The organism is Ancylobacter mangrovi (assembly GCF_024752335.1).
Lineage (GTDB): Bacteria > Pseudomonadota > Alphaproteobacteria > Rhizobiales > Xanthobacteraceae > Ancylobacter > Ancylobacter mangrovi.
In genome coordinates this window covers 30,534-46,863 of record NZ_JANTHY010000008.1, presented here as the reverse complement: position 1 = coordinate 46,863, position 16,330 = coordinate 30,534, and the positions used below count along the sequence as shown (strand labels likewise).

The 16,330-nt window shown below is 68.1% G+C and carries 16 protein-coding genes; 10 read left to right on the top strand and 6 right to left on the bottom strand.

Features of this window, described 5'->3' with window-relative positions:
• Nucleotides 1-108 precede the first annotated feature (108 nt).
• From rpsI to NVS83_RS18870, 3 genes are all read right to left on the bottom strand, one after another.
• Nucleotides 109-588, bottom strand: coding sequence for a 30S ribosomal protein S9 (gene rpsI, locus NVS83_RS18880; RefSeq protein WP_258733262.1), 480 nt, complete (start codon nucleotides 586-588; stop codon nucleotides 109-111).
• A 2-nt stretch (nucleotides 589-590) separates the two neighbouring features.
• Nucleotides 591-1,052 carry a 50S ribosomal protein L13 gene (gene rplM, locus NVS83_RS18875; protein WP_258733263.1) on the bottom strand — a complete coding sequence of 154 codons (462 nt, stop codon included), beginning with the start codon at nucleotides 1,050-1,052 and terminating at the stop codon, nucleotides 591-593.
• Between the two features lie 172 nt (nucleotides 1,053-1,224).
• On the bottom strand, nucleotides 1,225-1,665 hold the full coding sequence (locus tag NVS83_RS18870) for a PaaI family thioesterase (protein WP_309486219.1): 441 nt from the start codon (nucleotides 1,663-1,665) through the stop codon (nucleotides 1,225-1,227).
• Nucleotides 1,666-1,815: 150 nt separating this feature from the next.
• On the opposite strand from NVS83_RS18870, the gene NVS83_RS18865 reads away from it, so the two are divergent.
• The 10 genes from NVS83_RS18865 (at nucleotide 1,816) to NVS83_RS18820 (ending at nucleotide 13,319) form a co-directional block, all read left to right on the top strand.
• Nucleotides 1,816-2,256 (top strand): CoA-binding protein, encoded by a 441-nt coding sequence (locus NVS83_RS18865; protein WP_258740695.1) that lies wholly within the window; start codon nucleotides 1,816-1,818, stop codon nucleotides 2,254-2,256.
• A gap of 238 nt (nucleotides 2,257-2,494) precedes the next feature.
• Nucleotides 2,495-3,334: a GGDEF domain-containing protein gene (locus NVS83_RS18860; protein ID WP_258740694.1), complete on the top strand. Its 840-nt coding sequence runs from the start codon at nucleotides 2,495-2,497 to the stop codon at nucleotides 3,332-3,334.
• Between the two features lie 127 nt (nucleotides 3,335-3,461).
• On the top strand, nucleotides 3,462-4,748 hold the full coding sequence (locus tag NVS83_RS18855; protein WP_258740693.1) for an O-acetylhomoserine aminocarboxypropyltransferase: 1,287 nt from the start codon (nucleotides 3,462-3,464) through the stop codon (nucleotides 4,746-4,748).
• Between the two features lie 216 nt (nucleotides 4,749-4,964).
• Complete coding sequence (locus NVS83_RS18850; protein ID WP_258733268.1) at nucleotides 4,965-5,126, top strand: DUF1127 domain-containing protein; 162 nt, start codon at nucleotides 4,965-4,967, stop codon at nucleotides 5,124-5,126.
• A gap of 127 nt (nucleotides 5,127-5,253) precedes the next feature.
• Nucleotides 5,254-6,687 carry a methylenetetrahydrofolate--tRNA-(uracil(54)-C(5))-methyltransferase (FADH(2)-oxidizing) TrmFO gene (gene trmFO / locus NVS83_RS18845; RefSeq protein WP_258740692.1) on the top strand — a complete coding sequence of 478 codons (1,434 nt, stop codon included), beginning with the start codon at nucleotides 5,254-5,256 and terminating at the stop codon, nucleotides 6,685-6,687.
• A gap of 5 nt (nucleotides 6,688-6,692) precedes the next feature.
• Complete coding sequence (locus NVS83_RS18840; RefSeq protein WP_258740691.1) at nucleotides 6,693-7,757, top strand: serine/threonine protein kinase; 1,065 nt, start codon at nucleotides 6,693-6,695, stop codon at nucleotides 7,755-7,757.
• Nucleotides 7,758-7,824: 67 nt separating this feature from the next.
• Nucleotides 7,825-8,838, top strand: coding sequence for an NAD-dependent epimerase/dehydratase family protein (locus NVS83_RS18835; protein ID WP_258740690.1), 1,014 nt, complete (start codon nucleotides 7,825-7,827; stop codon nucleotides 8,836-8,838).
• A 217-nt stretch (nucleotides 8,839-9,055) separates the two neighbouring features.
• A complete protein-coding gene (locus NVS83_RS18830) occupies nucleotides 9,056-10,465 on the top strand; it encodes an exopolysaccharide biosynthesis polyprenyl glycosylphosphotransferase (protein ID WP_258740689.1) in 1,410 nt (469 codons plus the stop codon).
• Nucleotides 10,399-11,427, top strand: coding sequence for a glycosyl hydrolase family 18 protein (locus tag NVS83_RS18825; protein WP_258740688.1), 1,029 nt, complete (start codon nucleotides 10,399-10,401; stop codon nucleotides 11,425-11,427). The genes NVS83_RS18830 and NVS83_RS18825 overlap by 67 nt, the downstream gene beginning before the upstream one ends.
• A 128-nt stretch (nucleotides 11,428-11,555) precedes the next feature.
• Nucleotides 11,556-13,319, top strand: a complete 1,764-nt coding sequence (locus NVS83_RS18820) for a carbamoyltransferase C-terminal domain-containing protein (RefSeq protein WP_258740686.1) — start codon at nucleotides 11,556-11,558, stop codon at nucleotides 13,317-13,319.
• Here the strand turns inward: NVS83_RS18820 and NVS83_RS18815 are convergent.
• From NVS83_RS18815 to NVS83_RS18805, 3 genes are read right to left on the bottom strand one after another with little or no spacing between them, the layout of a single operon-like run.
• Nucleotides 13,246-14,628 (bottom strand): O-antigen ligase family protein, encoded by a 1,383-nt coding sequence (locus NVS83_RS18815; RefSeq protein ID WP_258740736.1) that lies wholly within the window; start codon nucleotides 14,626-14,628, stop codon nucleotides 13,246-13,248. The two genes, NVS83_RS18820 and NVS83_RS18815, sit on opposite strands and share 74 nt — an antisense overlap.
• A gap of 2 nt (nucleotides 14,629-14,630) precedes the next feature.
• Nucleotides 14,631-15,482: a WecB/TagA/CpsF family glycosyltransferase gene (locus NVS83_RS18810; protein ID WP_258740685.1), complete on the bottom strand. Its 852-nt coding sequence runs from the start codon at nucleotides 15,480-15,482 to the stop codon at nucleotides 14,631-14,633.
• A 24-nt stretch (nucleotides 15,483-15,506) separates the two neighbouring features.
• Nucleotides 15,507-16,295: a polysaccharide biosynthesis/export family protein gene (locus tag NVS83_RS18805; protein ID WP_258740684.1), complete on the bottom strand. Its 789-nt coding sequence runs from the start codon at nucleotides 16,293-16,295 to the stop codon at nucleotides 15,507-15,509.
• Between the last annotated feature and the right edge of the window lie 35 nt (nucleotides 16,296-16,330).

The following is a 16,330-nucleotide window of genomic DNA, read 5'->3' as shown; positions in this document are numbered from 1 at the left end:
CGCGCGGCCGAAGGTCCCGCCCGACGCGGCCGGGGATCGCCGGCACATGCAAAAAGGGCAGGCCGCGAGGCCTGCCCTTTCGATAATCTCGGCAACCGGATGAACCGATCAGCGCTTCGAGAACTGGAAGCTGCGGCGGGCCTTCGCCTTGCCGTACTTCTTGCGCTCGACCACGCGCGAGTCGCGGGTCAGGAAGCCGCCCTTCTTCAGCGGGCCGCGCAGCTCGGGCTCGTAATAGGTGAGCGCGCGCGAGATGCCGTGGCGCAGCGCGCCGGCCTGGCCGGAGAGGCCGCCGCCGGAGACGGTGGCCACCACGTCGTACTGGCCGGTGCGGGCCGCGGTGGTGAAGGGCTGCTGGATGATCAGGCGCAGCACGGGGCGAGCGAAATAGGTCTCGATCTCGCGCTCGTTCACCACGATCTTGCCGGTGCCGGGGCGGACCCACACGCGGGCGACGGCGTTCTTGCGCTTGCCGGTGGCATAGGCGCGGCCGTACTTGTCGAGCTTCTGGACGTGCTTGGGAGCCTCGTCGGCCTGCGACGACTTCAGGGCCTCGAGCCCGTCGAGCGACTGGATGAGCTCAGCCATGATCAGATCCCCACATTCTTGCGATTGAGCGCGGCGACATCGAGCGCCTCCGGCTTCTGGGCCTCGTGCGGGTGGCTGGCGCCCTTGTAGACGCGCAGATTGCCCATCAGCTTGCGGCCGAGCGGGCCGCGCGCCAGCATGCGCTCGACCGCCTTCTCGACCACGCGCTCCGGGAAGCGGCCGTCGAGCAGGAACTTCGCAGTCCGCTCCTTGATGCCGCCCGGGAAGCCTGTGTGGTGGTAGTAGACCTTGTCGTTGCGCTTGTTGCCGGTCAGCGCCACCTTCTCGGCGTTGATCACGACGACATTGTCGCCGCAGTCGACGTGGGGGGTGTAGGTCGGCTTGTGCTTACCCTTGAGGCGGGTCGCGATGATGGTCGCGAGACGGCCGACCACGAGGTCGGTGGCGTCGATCACGATCCACTTCTTTTCTACGTCGGCCGGTTTCGCCGAATAGGTCTTCATGGGAATGTCCGTGTGCAAGGCATGCGGACCTTCGCGGCCGCACTTCTCTCGTGGCCGGGCTTCTAGCCGAGAGCGCGCGCAACGTCAATGTAACGCAGACGCGAATATCCCTTACATAACAATGGCTTAAAAAATAGGTATTTTTATACCTCGCGCTAAACCCTTGAAATCGTCACGCCGGGATCGAATAGGTCGTCACCGCGTGGGCGCACAGCTCCTCACCGCCCGTCACCTCGAACGGCGCGTCACCCTCATGCGGGGCGCGCAGGCCCACCTCGCAGACCGCGAGCCGCCTGCCGAGCTTCATCAGCCGCGCATCGGCGACCAGCAGGCCCGGCTGCGGCTTGCGCAGGAAGTTGATGGAGAAATTCGTCGTCACCGCCAGCGGCACCGGGCCGATCGCGGCGAGGATCACCGCATAGGCGGCAATGTCGGCGAGCCCCATCATCGAAGGCCCGGAAACCGTGTCGCCCGGGCGCAGATGCTCCTCGCTGGCGGCCAGCGTGACGCCAACGCCCGCGGCGTCGACCCGCACCACGCGATGGGGTCGCCCTGCCCCGAAGGCCTGCGGAAACTCGGCGACGAGATAGTCCTGCAATTCCTCGGCGTTCATTCCCATTCCCGTCCTCCCGCGTCACCGGCGACCATTAGGGCGGGTGCCGGCGACGTGCGCACGCCAATAGTTTTGATAGCCGCCATCACCATATGGAGGCCACTCCTGCCGGCGCCGCCGAGCCGGCAAACGTGAAAGGGAAGCGCGGACATGACCCACGACCACTATGACGACGCCTATATCGCCGACTGGCTCGGAAAGGTGCACACCATCGCCGTCGTCGGCGCCAGCCCGAACCCGGCGCGGCCCAGCCACGGCGTCGCCCGCTTCCTCGCCATGCACGGCTACAAGGTGTTCGCCATCAATCCCGGCCAGGCCGGCCGCGACATTGCCGGCCTGCCGACCTATGCCCGCCTCGCCGACGTGCCGGAGGCGATCGACATGGTCGACGTGTTCCGCGCGCCGCAATACCTGCCCGGGGTGGTCGACGAGGCGCTCGCCCTCTCTCCCCGTCCGAAGCTGATCTGGGGCCAGCTCGGCGTGCGCGACGACGAGGCCGCGGCGACAGCGGAGGCGGCGGGCGTGGCGGTGATCATGAATCGCTGCCCGGCGATCGAGATTCCCCGGCTCGGCCTCAAGGGCCCGCGCTGAGGGCCGGCGCCGGATCAAACTACCGGTAACGGTATCCGGCACCGTGCTTGAAGTGGCTGTGCACTCACAAAGGTGTGACCCAAGGGCTTCATAAGAGAATCCTCTTTGCTGCACAGCAACCTTCCTCTCCCTATCGCCTTATTCCGCGATAGGGAGATGGATAGTGGACACGAGGAGTGCTTACCCTCAGCTCTGGTTTTATTCGCGTATGAATTCGCTACGTTTTCCTCGGGAATTCGTGAGCAAGATTCTTTCAATATGTTTTGTTAGCACCCATATACCACTTCTCGCCTTCGTCGGCTTTACGCTTTCCGAATCGCGCTGGGCCGACCACAACACCCAGATCGCCATCGTTGTGCTGCTCATCGCCACGCTGTGCGGCACCGGGTTGGCGCTGTTCGCCCTGCACGCAATGCTGTCGCCCTTGGACATCTCCCGCGTGGCGCTGGCGAACTACCGCAATCACGGCCAGCTCCCGCACCTGCCGCTCCACTATCAGGACGCCGCCGGGCAGCTCATGCGGGAGGTGGACATCACCGTCTCCCGGCTCGACAACGCCCTCGCCGAGCTGGCGCGCGAGGCGCGGATCGACCCGCTCACCGGCATCGGCAACCGGCGCTTCCTGATGGAGCAGGCGCAGCGCATGAGCTACGCCGCCCGGCACGGCGGCCGCTCGTTCGCCGTCGCCATCATCGACGTGGACAAGTTCAAGGGCATCAACGACCGCTTCGGCCACACCGCCGGCGACAACGTGCTAAACGGCGTCGCCGCGATCATGCAGCGCGTCGTCGGCAAGGAGGGGATCGTCGGCCGGCTGGGCGGCGACGAGTTCTGCATCCTGCTGCCGGACCGGCCCCTGTCGGCGGCGGCGGCACAGCTCGAAGCCGTCCGCGTCGCGGTAGAGGCGGCCGATTTCGAGGGTGTCTCCGCCCGCGCGGTGAGCCTCAGCATCGGCCTTGCCGAGGCCGAGCGGGACCGGCCGGAGACGGTGACGCAGCTTCTCAAACGCGCCGACACGCAGGTCTACCTGTCGAAGGAATCCGGCCGCAACCGCACCAGCGTCGACGGCACCACCTAGCGACGCCCGGTCTCGCGGCATCCGGTGGCGGCGGCGGGCGGTCCCCGCTTGCCTTCCCGATTGCGCTTCTGACAGATGTCGCGACACTGCCGGTGCATCAATGCCGGCAGGACAGGAGGAATTCGCCATGACCGACGCCACAACACCCGGATTCGCCACCCTCGCCGTCCATGCCGGCGCCCAGCCGGACCCGGCGACCAAGGCGCGCGCGACGCCGATCTACCAGACGACTTCCTTCGTCTTCGACGACGCCGACCATGCCGCCGCGCTGTTCGGGCTCCAGGCCTTCGGCAACATCTATACGCGCATCACCAACCCGACGACCGCCGTGCTCGAAGAGCGCGTGGCCGCGCTCGAAGGCGGCACCGCCGGGCTCGCCGCCGCCTCCGGCCACGCCGCGCAGCTCCTGATCTTCCAGACCCTGCTGGCGCCGGGCGACGAGTTCATCGCCGCCAACAAGCTCTATGGCGGCTCGATCAACCAGTTCAACCACGCCTTCAAGAGCTTCGGCTGGAACGTCGTCTGGGCCAATGCCGACGACCCGGAATCGTTCGAGAAGGCGGTCTCGCCGCGCACCAAGGCGATCTTCATCGAGTCGATCGCCAATCCGGGCGGCGTGGTGGTCGACATCGCCGCCATCTCCAAGGTCGCCAAGCGCGCGGGCGTGCCGCTGATCGTCGACAACACGCTGGCGACGCCCTACCTCGTCAAGCCGATCGAGCACGGCGCCGACATCGTGGTGCATTCGGCGACCAAGTTCCTCGGCGGCCATGGCAACTCGATCGGCGGCGTCATCGTCGATGCCGGCAGCTTCAACTGGCTGCGCGACGACCGCTTTCCCATGCTCTCCCAGCCGCGGCCGGAGTATCAGGGCATGGTCATCGGCGAGACCTTCGGCAATTTCGCCTTCGCCATTGCCGCCCGCGTGCTCGGCCTGCGCGATCTCGGGCCCGCGCTCTCGCCCTTCAACGCGTTCCTCCTGCTGACCGGCATCGAGACCCTGCCGCTGCGCATGCAGCGCCATTGCGACAACGCGCTGGCGGTGGCGAAATTCCTCGCCGAGCACCCCAAGGTGGAATGGGTCAGCTATCCCGGCCTGCCGGGCGACCGCTACCACAACCTCGCCTCGCGCTACCTGCCGAAGGGCGCCGGCGCGGTCTTCACTTTCGGGCTGAAGGGCGGCTATGACGCCGGCACGGCGCTGGTGTCGAACGTCAAGCTGTTCTCGCACCTCGCCAATGTCGGCGATACGCGCTCGCTGATCATCCACCCCGCCTCCACCACCCATCGCCAGCTTTCCGACGCCCAGAAGACGGCGGCGGGCGCGGGGCCGGACGTGGTGCGGCTGTCGGTCGGCATCGAGGACGCGGCCGACATCATCGCCGATCTCGACCAGGCGCTAGCCGCGAGCTGAACGGAATCCGCGCCTGCGTGGCTCCTGACGGTACGTCGTGCAGATTGTGAACGAACTGTGAGCGTGTCATGCACGCCTCGCAGGGCTGGAATGCGGTATATTTCCTACCAATTAGGCATTCTGTCGAATATCTAGGCAACGGAATGATTAACGGACACGCAGCTGCCGGAAGCGACCGGTGGCTGTGCTCCGTGTCCGAACCTGATGGAGACTGAAATGCTGCTCTGGGGCTTCTTTGCCAAGCAGATCCGCCGTTGGCACGCTTACCGCCGCACCCTCGCCGAGCTCTCGCAGCTCGACGACCGTACCCTCGCCGACATCAACGTCTCGCGTGGCGAGATCGTCAGCGTGGCGCGTCGGGCGGCGGCCGTCGCCTGATCCTGGCGATCACCGAACGACCGAACTGACGAACCGGCCTCGGATATCCTCCGGGGCCGTTTCTTTTTTGCCTGCGTTCCGTGCTAAGGGGCCGCTCGGCTGAGGCAGACGAATCCGCCGAGTGGGAATGAGCAGCATCGACAAACGCCCCGTCCACGTCATCGGCGGAGGTCTCGCCGGCTCCGAGGCCGCGTGGCAGCTCGCGCGGCGCGGCGTGCCCGTCACCCTGCACGAGATGCGCCCCACGCGCGGCACCGAGGCCCATCAGGGCGAAGGGTTGGCCGAACTCGTCTGCTCCAATTCCTTCCGCTCGGACGATTCCACCTCCAACGCGGTCGGCGTACTGCATGCCGAGATGCGCCGGCTCGGCTCGCTCATCATGGCCTGCGCGGACCGCTGCCAGATCCCGGCCGGCGGCGCATTGGCCGTGGACCGCGAGGGCTTCTCCGCCGCCGTCACCGCCGCCATCGCCCAGAGCCCGCAGATCACCGTCGAGCGCGGTGAGGTCGCCGGCCTGCCGCCGCAGGACTGGGAGCGGGTGATCATCGCCACCGGGCCGCTCACTTCCCCGCCCCTCGCCGAGGCCATCCGCACTCTCACGGACGAGAGCGCGCTCGCCTTCTTCGACGCCATCGCGCCGATCGTCCATTTCGATTCCATCGACATGGAGGTGTGCTGGTTCCAGTCGCGCTACGACAAGGCGGGGCCCGGCGGCACCGGGGCGGACTACATCAACTGCCCGATGGACAAGGAGCAGTACGAGGCCTTCGTCGCCGCGCTCGCCGCCAGCAACACCGTGCCGTTCCGCGAATTCGAGGCGAACACGCCCTATTTCGACGGCTGCCTGCCGGTCGAGATCATGGCTGCTCGCGGGCCGGAGACGCTGCGCCACGGGCCGATGAAGCCGATGGGCCTCACCAACCCGCGCAATCCGACGGTGAAGCCCTACGCCGTCGTCCAGCTCCGCCAGGACAACGCGCTGGGCACGCTCTACAACATGGTCGGTTTCCAGACCAAGACCCGCTATGCCGACCAGGTGAAGCTGTTCCGCATGATCCCGGGGCTGGAGAACGCCGAGTTCGCGCGCCTCGGCGGCCTGCACCGCAACACCTATCTCAACTCGCCGCGCCTGCTCGATCCCACGCTGCGCCTCAACGCCCAGCCGCGCCTGCGCTTCGCCGGGCAGATCACCGGCTGCGAGGGCTATGTCGAGAGCGCCGCCGTGGGTCTCGCCGCCGGCCTGTTCGCCACTGCCGAATGGCACGGGGGCGCCCCCGCCGTGCCCCCGCCGACGACCGCGCATGGCGCGCTGCTCAACCACATCACCGGCGGCCATATCGAGACGCTGGACGCGGGTCCCCGTTCCTTCCAGCCGATGAACGTGAATTTCGGCCTGTTCCCGCCGCTCGCCAGCGCCCCCACCCGCGATGCCGAGGGCAACCGCCTGCGCGGCTCGGCCAAGACGGTGGCCAAGAAGCAGATGATGGCCGCCCGCGCGCTCGGCGACATGGACGCGTGGGCGAAGGCCCATGCGGACGCCATAGGCGAGGCTGCGGAGTGAGCGAGGTGGCTTCCGCGAGCGGGCGGTTCGAACTGGAAAGCGTGCTGAAGCGGGACGTGTTCAGCACCATCGAGCGCGGCATCTGGCATGATGCCGAGGGCGCGACGCACCCGGCCGTGCGCCGCAACTATGCCGGCGTCGCCTGGTGGGTGAAGCCGCTCGCCCGCCATTTCGCCCGCCGCGAGGCCCGCGCGCTGCGCCGGGCCGAGGGCAGCGGCCACACCGTCCCGGTCTATGCGCTGGAAGAAGGCCATCTGGTCCGCGGCTTCGTCGACGGCGTGCCGCTCCAGATCGCCCGTCCCTATGGCGACGTCGCCTTCTTCGCCTCCGCCCGGCAGGGCCTGCGCGAGGTTCACCGCCGTCACATCGCCCATAACGACCTCGCCAAGCCGCAGAACTGGCTCTACGCCGCCGACGGGCGCGCGGTGCTGATGGATTTCCAGCTCGCCATGTGCTTCCGAAAGCGCAGCAAGCTGTTCCGCATCGCCGCCTATGAGGACATCCGCCACCTCCTCAAGCAGAAGCGCAGCTACTGCCCCTATGCGCTGACCGCGAGCGAGCGCCGGATCCTCGCCCGCAAGAGCCTGCTCAACCGCATCTGGATGAGCACCGGCAAGCGCGCCTACAACTTCGTCACCCGGCGGCTGCTGAACTATCACGACACCGAGGGACGCGGCCCCCGCGCCATGGAGCAGGGCCCGCGCATCGCGCTGGCGCTGGCCGAGGCGCCGGGCGTCAAGGCGGTCCACATCGCCGATTTCCCCACCGCCGGGCACAGCTTCGGCCTCTACGCCTTCGTCGAGGCCGGCGGCGCGGTGGACGAGCCGGCGCTGCGCGCCCATCTGGCGACAGCGCTGCCCGACATCCTGCCGCCCGAGCACATCCAGGTCGTGGACGCCATGCCCCGCGACGAGGTCGGCGAGGTGCGCGACGACCTGCTGCGCCTCGTGGCGCTCAACCAGATCGACCAGCTCTCTCTGCTGCCGCGCACGCCCGAGCAGCAGGAGCGGCTCGACGCCATCATTCGCGACCGGCGAAATCTCAGCGACCGGGTGCGACGCGGCATCTAGCTCACCGACAAGACGTCCGGCATGTATGCGGATGGAACCTGACGAACCGGAGCACGAAGCGAGCGCCATGCGATATTTCATCACCGGCACCGCCGGCTTCATCGGCTACCATCTGGCCCGCCGGCTTCTGGAAGGCGGGCACCATGTGGTCGGCTTCGACGGCATGACGCCCTACTACAACATCCGCCTCAAGGAAGCCCGCCACGCCGCCCTCGCCCGGTTCCCGGGCTTCGAGGCCCATATCGGGCGGCTTGAGGACGGCGAGATGGTGGCGCGCGTCGCCGGCGCCGCCCGGCCGGACGTGATGTTCCACCTCGCCGCGCAGGCGGGGGTGCGCTACAGCCTCGAAAACCCCAAGGCCTATCTCGACTCCAACCTCGTCGGCTCCTGGAACGTGCTGGAGGCGGCGCGGCAGATCGGGGTCGGGCACCTGATGCTTGCCTCCACCTCCTCGATCTACGGCGCCAGCCCCACCGTGCCCTTCCATGAGAGCGACCGCGCCGACGAGCCGCTCACCTTCTATGCCGCCAGCAAGAAGGGCATGGAGGCGATGGGCCATTCCTACGCCCACCTGCACAAGATCCCGACCACCGCCTTCCGCTTCTTCACGGTCTACGGGCCCTGGGGCCGGCCGGACATGGCGCTGTTCAAGTTCGTCGAGGCGATGCTGGACGACCGCGAGATCGAGATCTACGGCGAAGGCAAGATGAGCCGCGACTTCACCTATATCGACGACCTGATCGACGCCGTCGTCGCCCTCGCCGCCGTCCCGCCGGACGAGGCGAACCGCGTCGACCCGTCCAGGGCCGAGGACACGCTGTCCCATCAGGGGCCGTTCCGCGTCGTCAATATCGGCGGCGGCAACCCGGTCGGGCTGCTCGACTTCGTGGAGACGATCGAGCAGATCCTCGGCCATCCCGCGCGCCGCCGGATGCTGCCGATGCAGAAGGGTGACGTGCCGCGCACCTATGCGAGCCCGGCGCTTCTGGAGGCGCTCACCGGCTCCAAGCCGGCGACGCCGCTGATCGACGGGGTGCGGGCCTTCGTCGAATGGTACCGCGACGCGCGCAGCTATCTCTAGAAGCGGAGGCATCGATTAGCCGGCGATCCGATGTTGTCGCGAACAATAGACCGATTGGTAATGATTGGCTGCTAGTCAGTCGAAGCTGTCCCGACCCCGCGTTATTCTTCCGGCATCGTTCTCCCGTCATGAATTGCATCCGTTTCCCATTGCGCGATTGTGAACCGGCAGAACATGCGGGAAGCCTGCCTTTGGCTTCTCTGCCGGAACGGACCCGATGACACGCTGGACCCACGGGCTGATCAATCGGCTCGTCATCCTTTGCGACGTCGTCATGATCGCCGTCGCGGCGGTCGTGTTCTACCTCCTGTGCCCGCGCTTCAGCTGGAGCCAGATCCTCGTCTTGGCCGTCCTCGGCGGGGCGAGCTTCGTGGGCACGCTGAGCCTTGGCCATGCCTACCGGGTCGAGCACTATGTGCGCTGGACCCGCGCCGTCCGCCATCTGGTCATCGGCGGCGTACCCGCCGTGCTGGCGGTGACGATCGTGTGCTACGCCCTCGTGCCGACGCGCGAGGACGACATCAGCCTCCTCGCCTCCTGGGCCGGCTTCACGCTGGTCGCGCTGATGTTCGGCCGCTTCGTGCTGGTGCGGGTGGGCATGGCGTGGGTCATGCACCGCAACCTGCTGCGGCGCGACGCCGTGGTCATCGGCGACCTCGACCGGGCCTATGAGCTGGTGCGCCGCTATTCGCTCGCGCAGGAGGACGGCAACCTGCTCGACTTCGTCGCCGTGTTCGAGGACGAGCAAGGCGAACCGCACGAGCGGACCGTGCCATCCCTTCCCCCCATGCTGGGCGGGCTGCGCGAACTGCTGGAATACGCCAAGCGCTCTCCCGTCGACGTCGTCGTCATCACCAAGCCGTGGACCGACCCGGCCGCGATCGAAAGGCTGGCGACCGAGCTGCGCCGCGTCGCCACCGACGTCGTGGTCGAGCTCGAACCCGGCATCTTCGGCCCGTCCTACGCCCGCCTGACCAACATCGCCGATCGCGGCGCGCTCCAGATCCAGCAGCGCCCGCTCAAGGGATCGCTCGGCATATTGAAGGCGATCGAGGACTATGTGGTGGCGACCGCCGGCCTCGTCCTCCTGTCGCCGGTGCTGATCCTCTCGGCGCTGGCGGTGAAGCTCGACTCGCCCGGTCCGGTACTGTTCCGGCAGGCACGCGTCGGCCTGAACAACCGCCCCTTCATGGTCTACAAGCTGCGCACCATGCGCTACGACCCGGGCGACGACGGCTCGGTCGGCGCCGTGAAGCAGGACCCGCGCATCACCCGCGTCGGCGCCGTGCTGCGCAGCCTCTCCATCGACGAGATCCCGCAGCTTCTCAACGTGCTGAAGGGCGACATGTCGGTAGTCGGCCCGCGCCCTCACGTGCCGAACATGCGCATCACCGAGGATTTGCGCTATGAAGCGGTGAGCGACTACGTCGCCCGCTACCGCATGAAGCCCGGCGTCACCGGATGGGCCCAGATCAACGGCATGCGCGGGGGCATCTACACGGTGGAGAAGGCCGAGCGCGGCGTCGAGCTCGACCTGTTTTATATCGAGCACTGGTCGATATGGTTCGACATCCGCATCCTGCTGCTGACCGTCACCCGGGGCCTCTCCGACAACTCGGCCTTCTGACGCTGGCGCTGCTCTGCGCCCTCCCGGCCCTCGCGTCGTCCGCCGGGGCCGAGCCGCGACGCCCGTTCCTCGCCTATCAGGCGAGCTGGGAGGCGCCGCCCGCCTCCTCCGGCGCGCAGACCAGCCTCGCCGGCCTGCCGGCCTACATCACCCATGCCGCGCTCGCCTTCGTGAAGCCGGACCTCGTCTATCCGGGCGGGCTCGACCTGTCGGCGACCGGGCTGCAATACTCCTATTCGGGCGCCGTGCTGCGTGACGCCATCGCGGCGCTGAAGCGGCGCAATCCCGGAACGAAGGTGTTGCTCGCGGTCGGCGGCGCCACCTATGGCGGGTGGGACCGGCTCGACACCGACGCGCTCGCACGGCTGGTGGCCGATCTCGGCGCCGACGGCGTCGACATCGACTACGAGCCGAAGCAGCCGTCCTGCGTCGCCCTCTCGGGACGCGTCCACTGCGCCGACGACCTCTTCTCGATCCGCCTTGTCGAGCAGCTCCGCGCCGCCCTGCCGCGTCCCCTCGTCATCAGCATCGCCGGCTGGAGCGTCGGCGCCTACGGCGAGGGCGCGTTCGCCGATGCCCCGCCGCGCAGCCAATGGCGCGGCTCCATGCTGGCGCTGCTGCGTTCGCCCGCCGCCGGCACGCTCGATCTTGTCTCGATCATGAGCTACGACGCCGGCCCGAGCTACCGGCCGGAGGATGCCTTCCGCGCCTATCGCGCGCTGTGGAAGGGCCCGCTCGCGCTGGGCGTCCAGGTCGAGCCGGGCACCAATGGCGGGCCGCGCTTCACGCTGGCCTATACCTGGAGCATTCTCGCCGCGGTCGCCGACGATCCGCTGGCGGGCGCCATGCTCTATGCGCTCGAACTCGAACCGCCCGGCCCCGACAATCCCGATTACCGTTCGCTGGCGGCGGCCATCTGCGTCACGCTCGACCTCGCCGACTGCTCCGCCCCGGTCCCCTAGGGAAGGAATGGCCGGCGTCACATCGCCATAATGAAGGCGGACGACAATAAAATTCAAAAATACAGTGATTTTTCAACAATCCCGCGTAGTTTCCCACCTGCCTGCCCACCACAGAGTTTGCCGCCCGCATGACGATCCTTGGCGTTTCCGACTCCCACAACGCTGCCGCCGCCCTGCTGCTGCCGGACGGTTCGCTTTCCGCCCTGCAGGAGGAACGGCCGCGCCGGGTGAAGAACTTCCATGGCGTTCCGACCGAGGCGATCGGCTGGCTGCTCGACAGTCGCGGCCTGAAGCCGGCGGATATCGAGGTGGTCGCCTTCGCCGGCCTGCCCTCCATCCCGCTCGACCGCATGGGCTGGCTCGACTTCTTCCGCCGGAGCGGCACCCTGCCGGCGCGCCTGCGCACCCTCGCCGGGGAGACCCCGCTGCGGCAATGGGTCGAGCGCGAGCGCCAGCAGCGCCGGCGCGACGAGTATGTGAAGCTCGGCTTCCGTCCCGAGGCCATCCGGCGCTTCGACCATCATAGCTGCCACGCCGCCACCGCCTATTACGGCCAGCCCGAGCGCGAGCAGCCGGTGCTGGTGATCACCGTCGACGGCGGCGGCGACGGGCTCTGCTCGACGGTCAGCGTCGGGCGCGACAACCGCCTCGAGCGCCTGCATTCCGTCGACTGGAGCCATTCCTTCGGCACGCTCTACGCGGTCGTGACCTACATGCAGGGGATGGTGCCGCTTGAGCACGAATACAAGCTCATGGGCATGGCGCCCTATGCCTCCGCCAGCGCCTCGCGCAAGCTCGCGGACCAACTTCACGGCCTGTTCCGCTGGGCGGAGGACGGCACGCCGGTCTGGCGCCGCGCGCCGGGCCTGCCGCACACGCTGCATATCCGCCCGACGCTGGAGAAGATGTTCTACGAGCAGCGCTTCGACGCCATCATGGGCGGCGTCCAGCTCTTCACCGAAGAGATGCTGTGCGAGCTGCTGAGCCGCGCGATCCGCTCCACCGGCATCCGCCGCGTCGCGCTCTCCGGCGGCGTGTTCATGAACGTGAAGGCGAACAAGCGGATCATGGAGCTCGACGAGGTCGAGCAGCTCTTCGTCTTCCCCTCCTGCGGCGACGAGACCAACGCCATCGGTGCCGCCTTCCTCGCCCGGGCGGAACGCTCCGGCGGCGCGGCGGTCCCGCCTATCGACGCCTTCTATCTCGGCCCGGAGTGGAGCGAGGATGAGATCGCAAAGGACCTCGCCCCGCTGCGCGACAGCGGCGCCATCGTCGTCTCCCGCCCCGACTCGATCAACGAGGCGGTGGCCGAGCTGCTGGCGAAGGGCGAGGTGGTCGGCCGGTTCGCCGGCCGCGAGGAGTTCGGCGCCCGTTCGCTCGGCAACCGGGCCATCCTCGCGGACCCGCGCGACAGCGAGGTCATCCGCATCATCAACGAGATGGTGAAGAGCCGCGATTTCTGGATGCCCTTCGCCTCCTCCATCGCCGCCGAGCACGCCGACACCTACCTGGTCAATCCCAAGCAGGTCGCCGCGCCCTACATGATCCTGTCGTTCGACACGACGGAGGCGGGGTCAAAGACCCTGCGCGCAGGCATCCACCCCTATGACCGCAGTTGCCGGCCGCAGATCGTGACCGCGGCCGCCAACCCGAACTACTGGGACCTGATCAACCGCTTCCACGCACGCACCGGCGTCGGCGGGCTGCTCAACACCTCGCTCAACCTGCATGGCCTGCCGCTGGTGCACCGGCCGGCCGACGCGCTGCACGTGCTGATGAATTCCGGCCTCGACTGGCTGGCGATCGGCCCGCTGCTGGTCACGAAGCGGGTCGACCGGGCTCAGCAGGAACATCCGGACCGGGCACCGGAGGCGCTCGCCACGGCACCGTGAAGCGGATGCGGTGGGCGGCCACCTGCCCGGGCGGCGGGCGGAGCCGCTCCCGCGCGAGATAGAGCGCGAGCGCCATCGTCACGGCGAGTTCGCCCGGCGTGAAGACGAGCGAATAGACGGTCGATGTCAGCAGCATGAAGACGATGTAGTCGGCGAGCGCGAGGACGATGGGGTCCTCGACGCCGCGCGTCGCCTTCAGGATCAGGTAGAGCCCCCAGCCATAGAGGCCGGCGATCAGCGCTGCGCCGACAAGGCCATATTCGAAGATCTCGCCGAACCAGCCGATATCGGCCACGTAGAACTGGCTGTTGCCGAAGATGTCGGCCAGCGTGACGCTGCCGAAGCGCGTCGTCGCCCCGACGCCGAACAGCCAGCGCCAGGGATCGTCGCCGAGGAAATTCGCCGCCAGCGCCAGCGAGGTCTGGCGCACGGTCAGCGAGCCGCCGAGCGACTGCTGGAAGTTCTGCGCGTTCTCGACCGCGAAATAGGCGATGGCCAGCGGCACGATGGCGAGCAGCGCCCCGACCGCCATTAGCCGCCGCCGCGGCGCCAGCGAGACGATCACCCCATAGGCGCAGACGAGGAACATGGCGCCGATGGCGGTGCGCTGCTTGAAGATGGTCAGCAGCAGCACGAAGCCGATCGCCACGCCCACCGCCGGCAGCCAGTGCGGACGGCGCATGAAGCTGCGGGTCAGGAAGAACAGCAGCAGCGCACCGAAGAACATCGGCATGTAGATCCGGTAGCCGCGCTCCTCCTCCACCATGAACAGCTTCCCGAGCTCGGGATTGTCCACATAGGAGCTGCTGGGCACGACCAGCCACAGGAACAGCATGATCACGAAGGTCGCGACGCCGAGGCCGATCAGTACCGCGCGCGTACGCCGGTAGGTCGGGGCCATCCAGGCAAGCATCCCGGAGAGCCCGAAATAATAGGTCAGCGGCCAGATCTTCACGGTGGTGAACACGCCGTCGAAGAAGCCGTTGCCGAGATGGATCATCGACACGAAGGGCGTCACGCCGAGCGTATAGGCGAAGAAGACGAGATAGGCCGTCTTGCCAGGCAGGCGCAGATAGACCAGCGCGTAGACGCTGAACGGCAGGACGAGGATCGGCCACGCCTTCGACAGCAGGTAGGGGACCGGCAGCTCGTTGAGATAATAGAAGGTCTGCGCGAACAGCGGCAGCGTGACGACGAGGATCAGGCCCGTCAGCCGGCCCGGGAACCGCTCGTTCGACAGTTCGACCGGGGTCGGGGTGAAGCCCCGCGGGAGCGTGACGACGGCCCGGCGCGCCTGCCCGCGGACCATGCTCACGAGCCCGCCTTTCCCCGCTCCGGCAGCCCGTCGTCCGCCATGCCGAAGGCGGCGGGATCGAGCCGCGCCTGCAGCGCGATGGCGAGGATCGGCAGCGAATCGACGAACACCCTGCGGGCGTGGCCGAGCGGATTGCGCATCAGCCGGTACGCCCATTCGAGCCCGGCGCGGCGCAGGAAGCGCGGCGCGCGCGGCACCCGCCCGGTGGCGAAGTTGAGCGCGCTGCCCACGCACAGCCCGCACCCCACCGCCCCGCCGCGCTCTGCGATCCGCAGCGCGAGATATTCCGACTGCGGCGCGCCAGTGACGAGGAAGACGTAGCGGGCGGGATGCTCCAGCACGAAGTCCACGCACGCCTCGACCGCCGCCGGCTGGTCGATGAAGCCCATGGGCGGCTCGTGCTGGGCGACGTCAATGAGGCCGAAACGCTCGATCATCGCCTCGCGCAGCCCCGGCCCGCCGCCGATGACGGTGACCGAATCGTCCCGGCGCAGATGGCGCTGCAGCAGCAGCGCGGTGACGTCGCTACCCGGCGCGAGCGGCAGGTTGAGGCCGAACAGGCGCTTGGCCAGCACATGCGGCGCGTGGCCGTCGAGCAGCCGCAGCCAGGCATGGGAAACCGCCTCGCGAAAGCGCGTGTCGCGAAGGCGGATCAGCCGCGTGAAATGCGCGGCGTTAGGCGTGACCACATAGGCGAAGGGGAGCCCCGGCGCGCGCGCGGCGATGCGCGCCGCCGCCCCGGCGGTGTCGAGCCGGGCGATCGGCACGCCGAGATAGACCGCCTCGTCGACCGCGTCCGCCGGCCGGCCGGCGGCACCATCGGCTGGGTCGGCGAGCAGGTTCGTCACCGGCGCTTCCTTCAGACTTCCCGCTCAGGGGACCACGGTACTCTGGCTGCCGAGCGTATAGTTGAAGCTGCGCTGGAACGGCACAACTTTGTTGATGAACTGGTCGATCCAGACGTTCAGCTCGGCGATGGAACTGCGCGGCACATAGACGATGTCGCCTGCGACGAGCTGAACGTCGTCCAGCGTGAAGCCGGTCTGGATGATGTCCTTCACGTTGACCAGCCGCAGCATCGGCATGTTGTCGGGACCGCGGCGGATGATGGCCACCTGCCCGGTGCGCGCCTCGTCGGTGAAGCCGCCCGCGGTCAGGATGCCCTGCAGCGTGCCCGCCCGCATCTCGGAGAGCTTGTAGGGGCCGGGGCTCTTCACCATGCCGCCGATATAGACCTTGGCGGAGACGGCATCCTCCAGCGAGATCACCACCTTCTGGTCGGCGAGTTCGACGCGGGAGGCGCGGCGCACCGCCTGCTGGGCGCCGGCGAGGGTCATCCCCTCGACCTTGAGCTGGCCGATGGCACGCGGGGCGATGGTGCCGTCCGGCGCGACGATGAGCTCCTCGTCCATGTCGCGAGTGAGGAAATACTTGACCTTCAGCTTGTCGCCCGTGCCGATCCGGTAAGGCGGAAGCTGGCTGCTCCACGGGCGGAAGCCCTGCGGATTGACCTCGGTGAAGCGCAGCTCCTGCCCGGTGGTGAAGGTGTCGCCCGGGCCCTGCGGCTGGCTGATCGAGCCGGTCGTCTCCGCGCCCGCGGTTCCCGATCCGGTGGTCTGGCAGCCGCCCAGCGCCAGCGCACACAGCGCGACGCCCGCCATTGCCGGCCATCGGACGGCGGCGCGGCGCTGCGCTT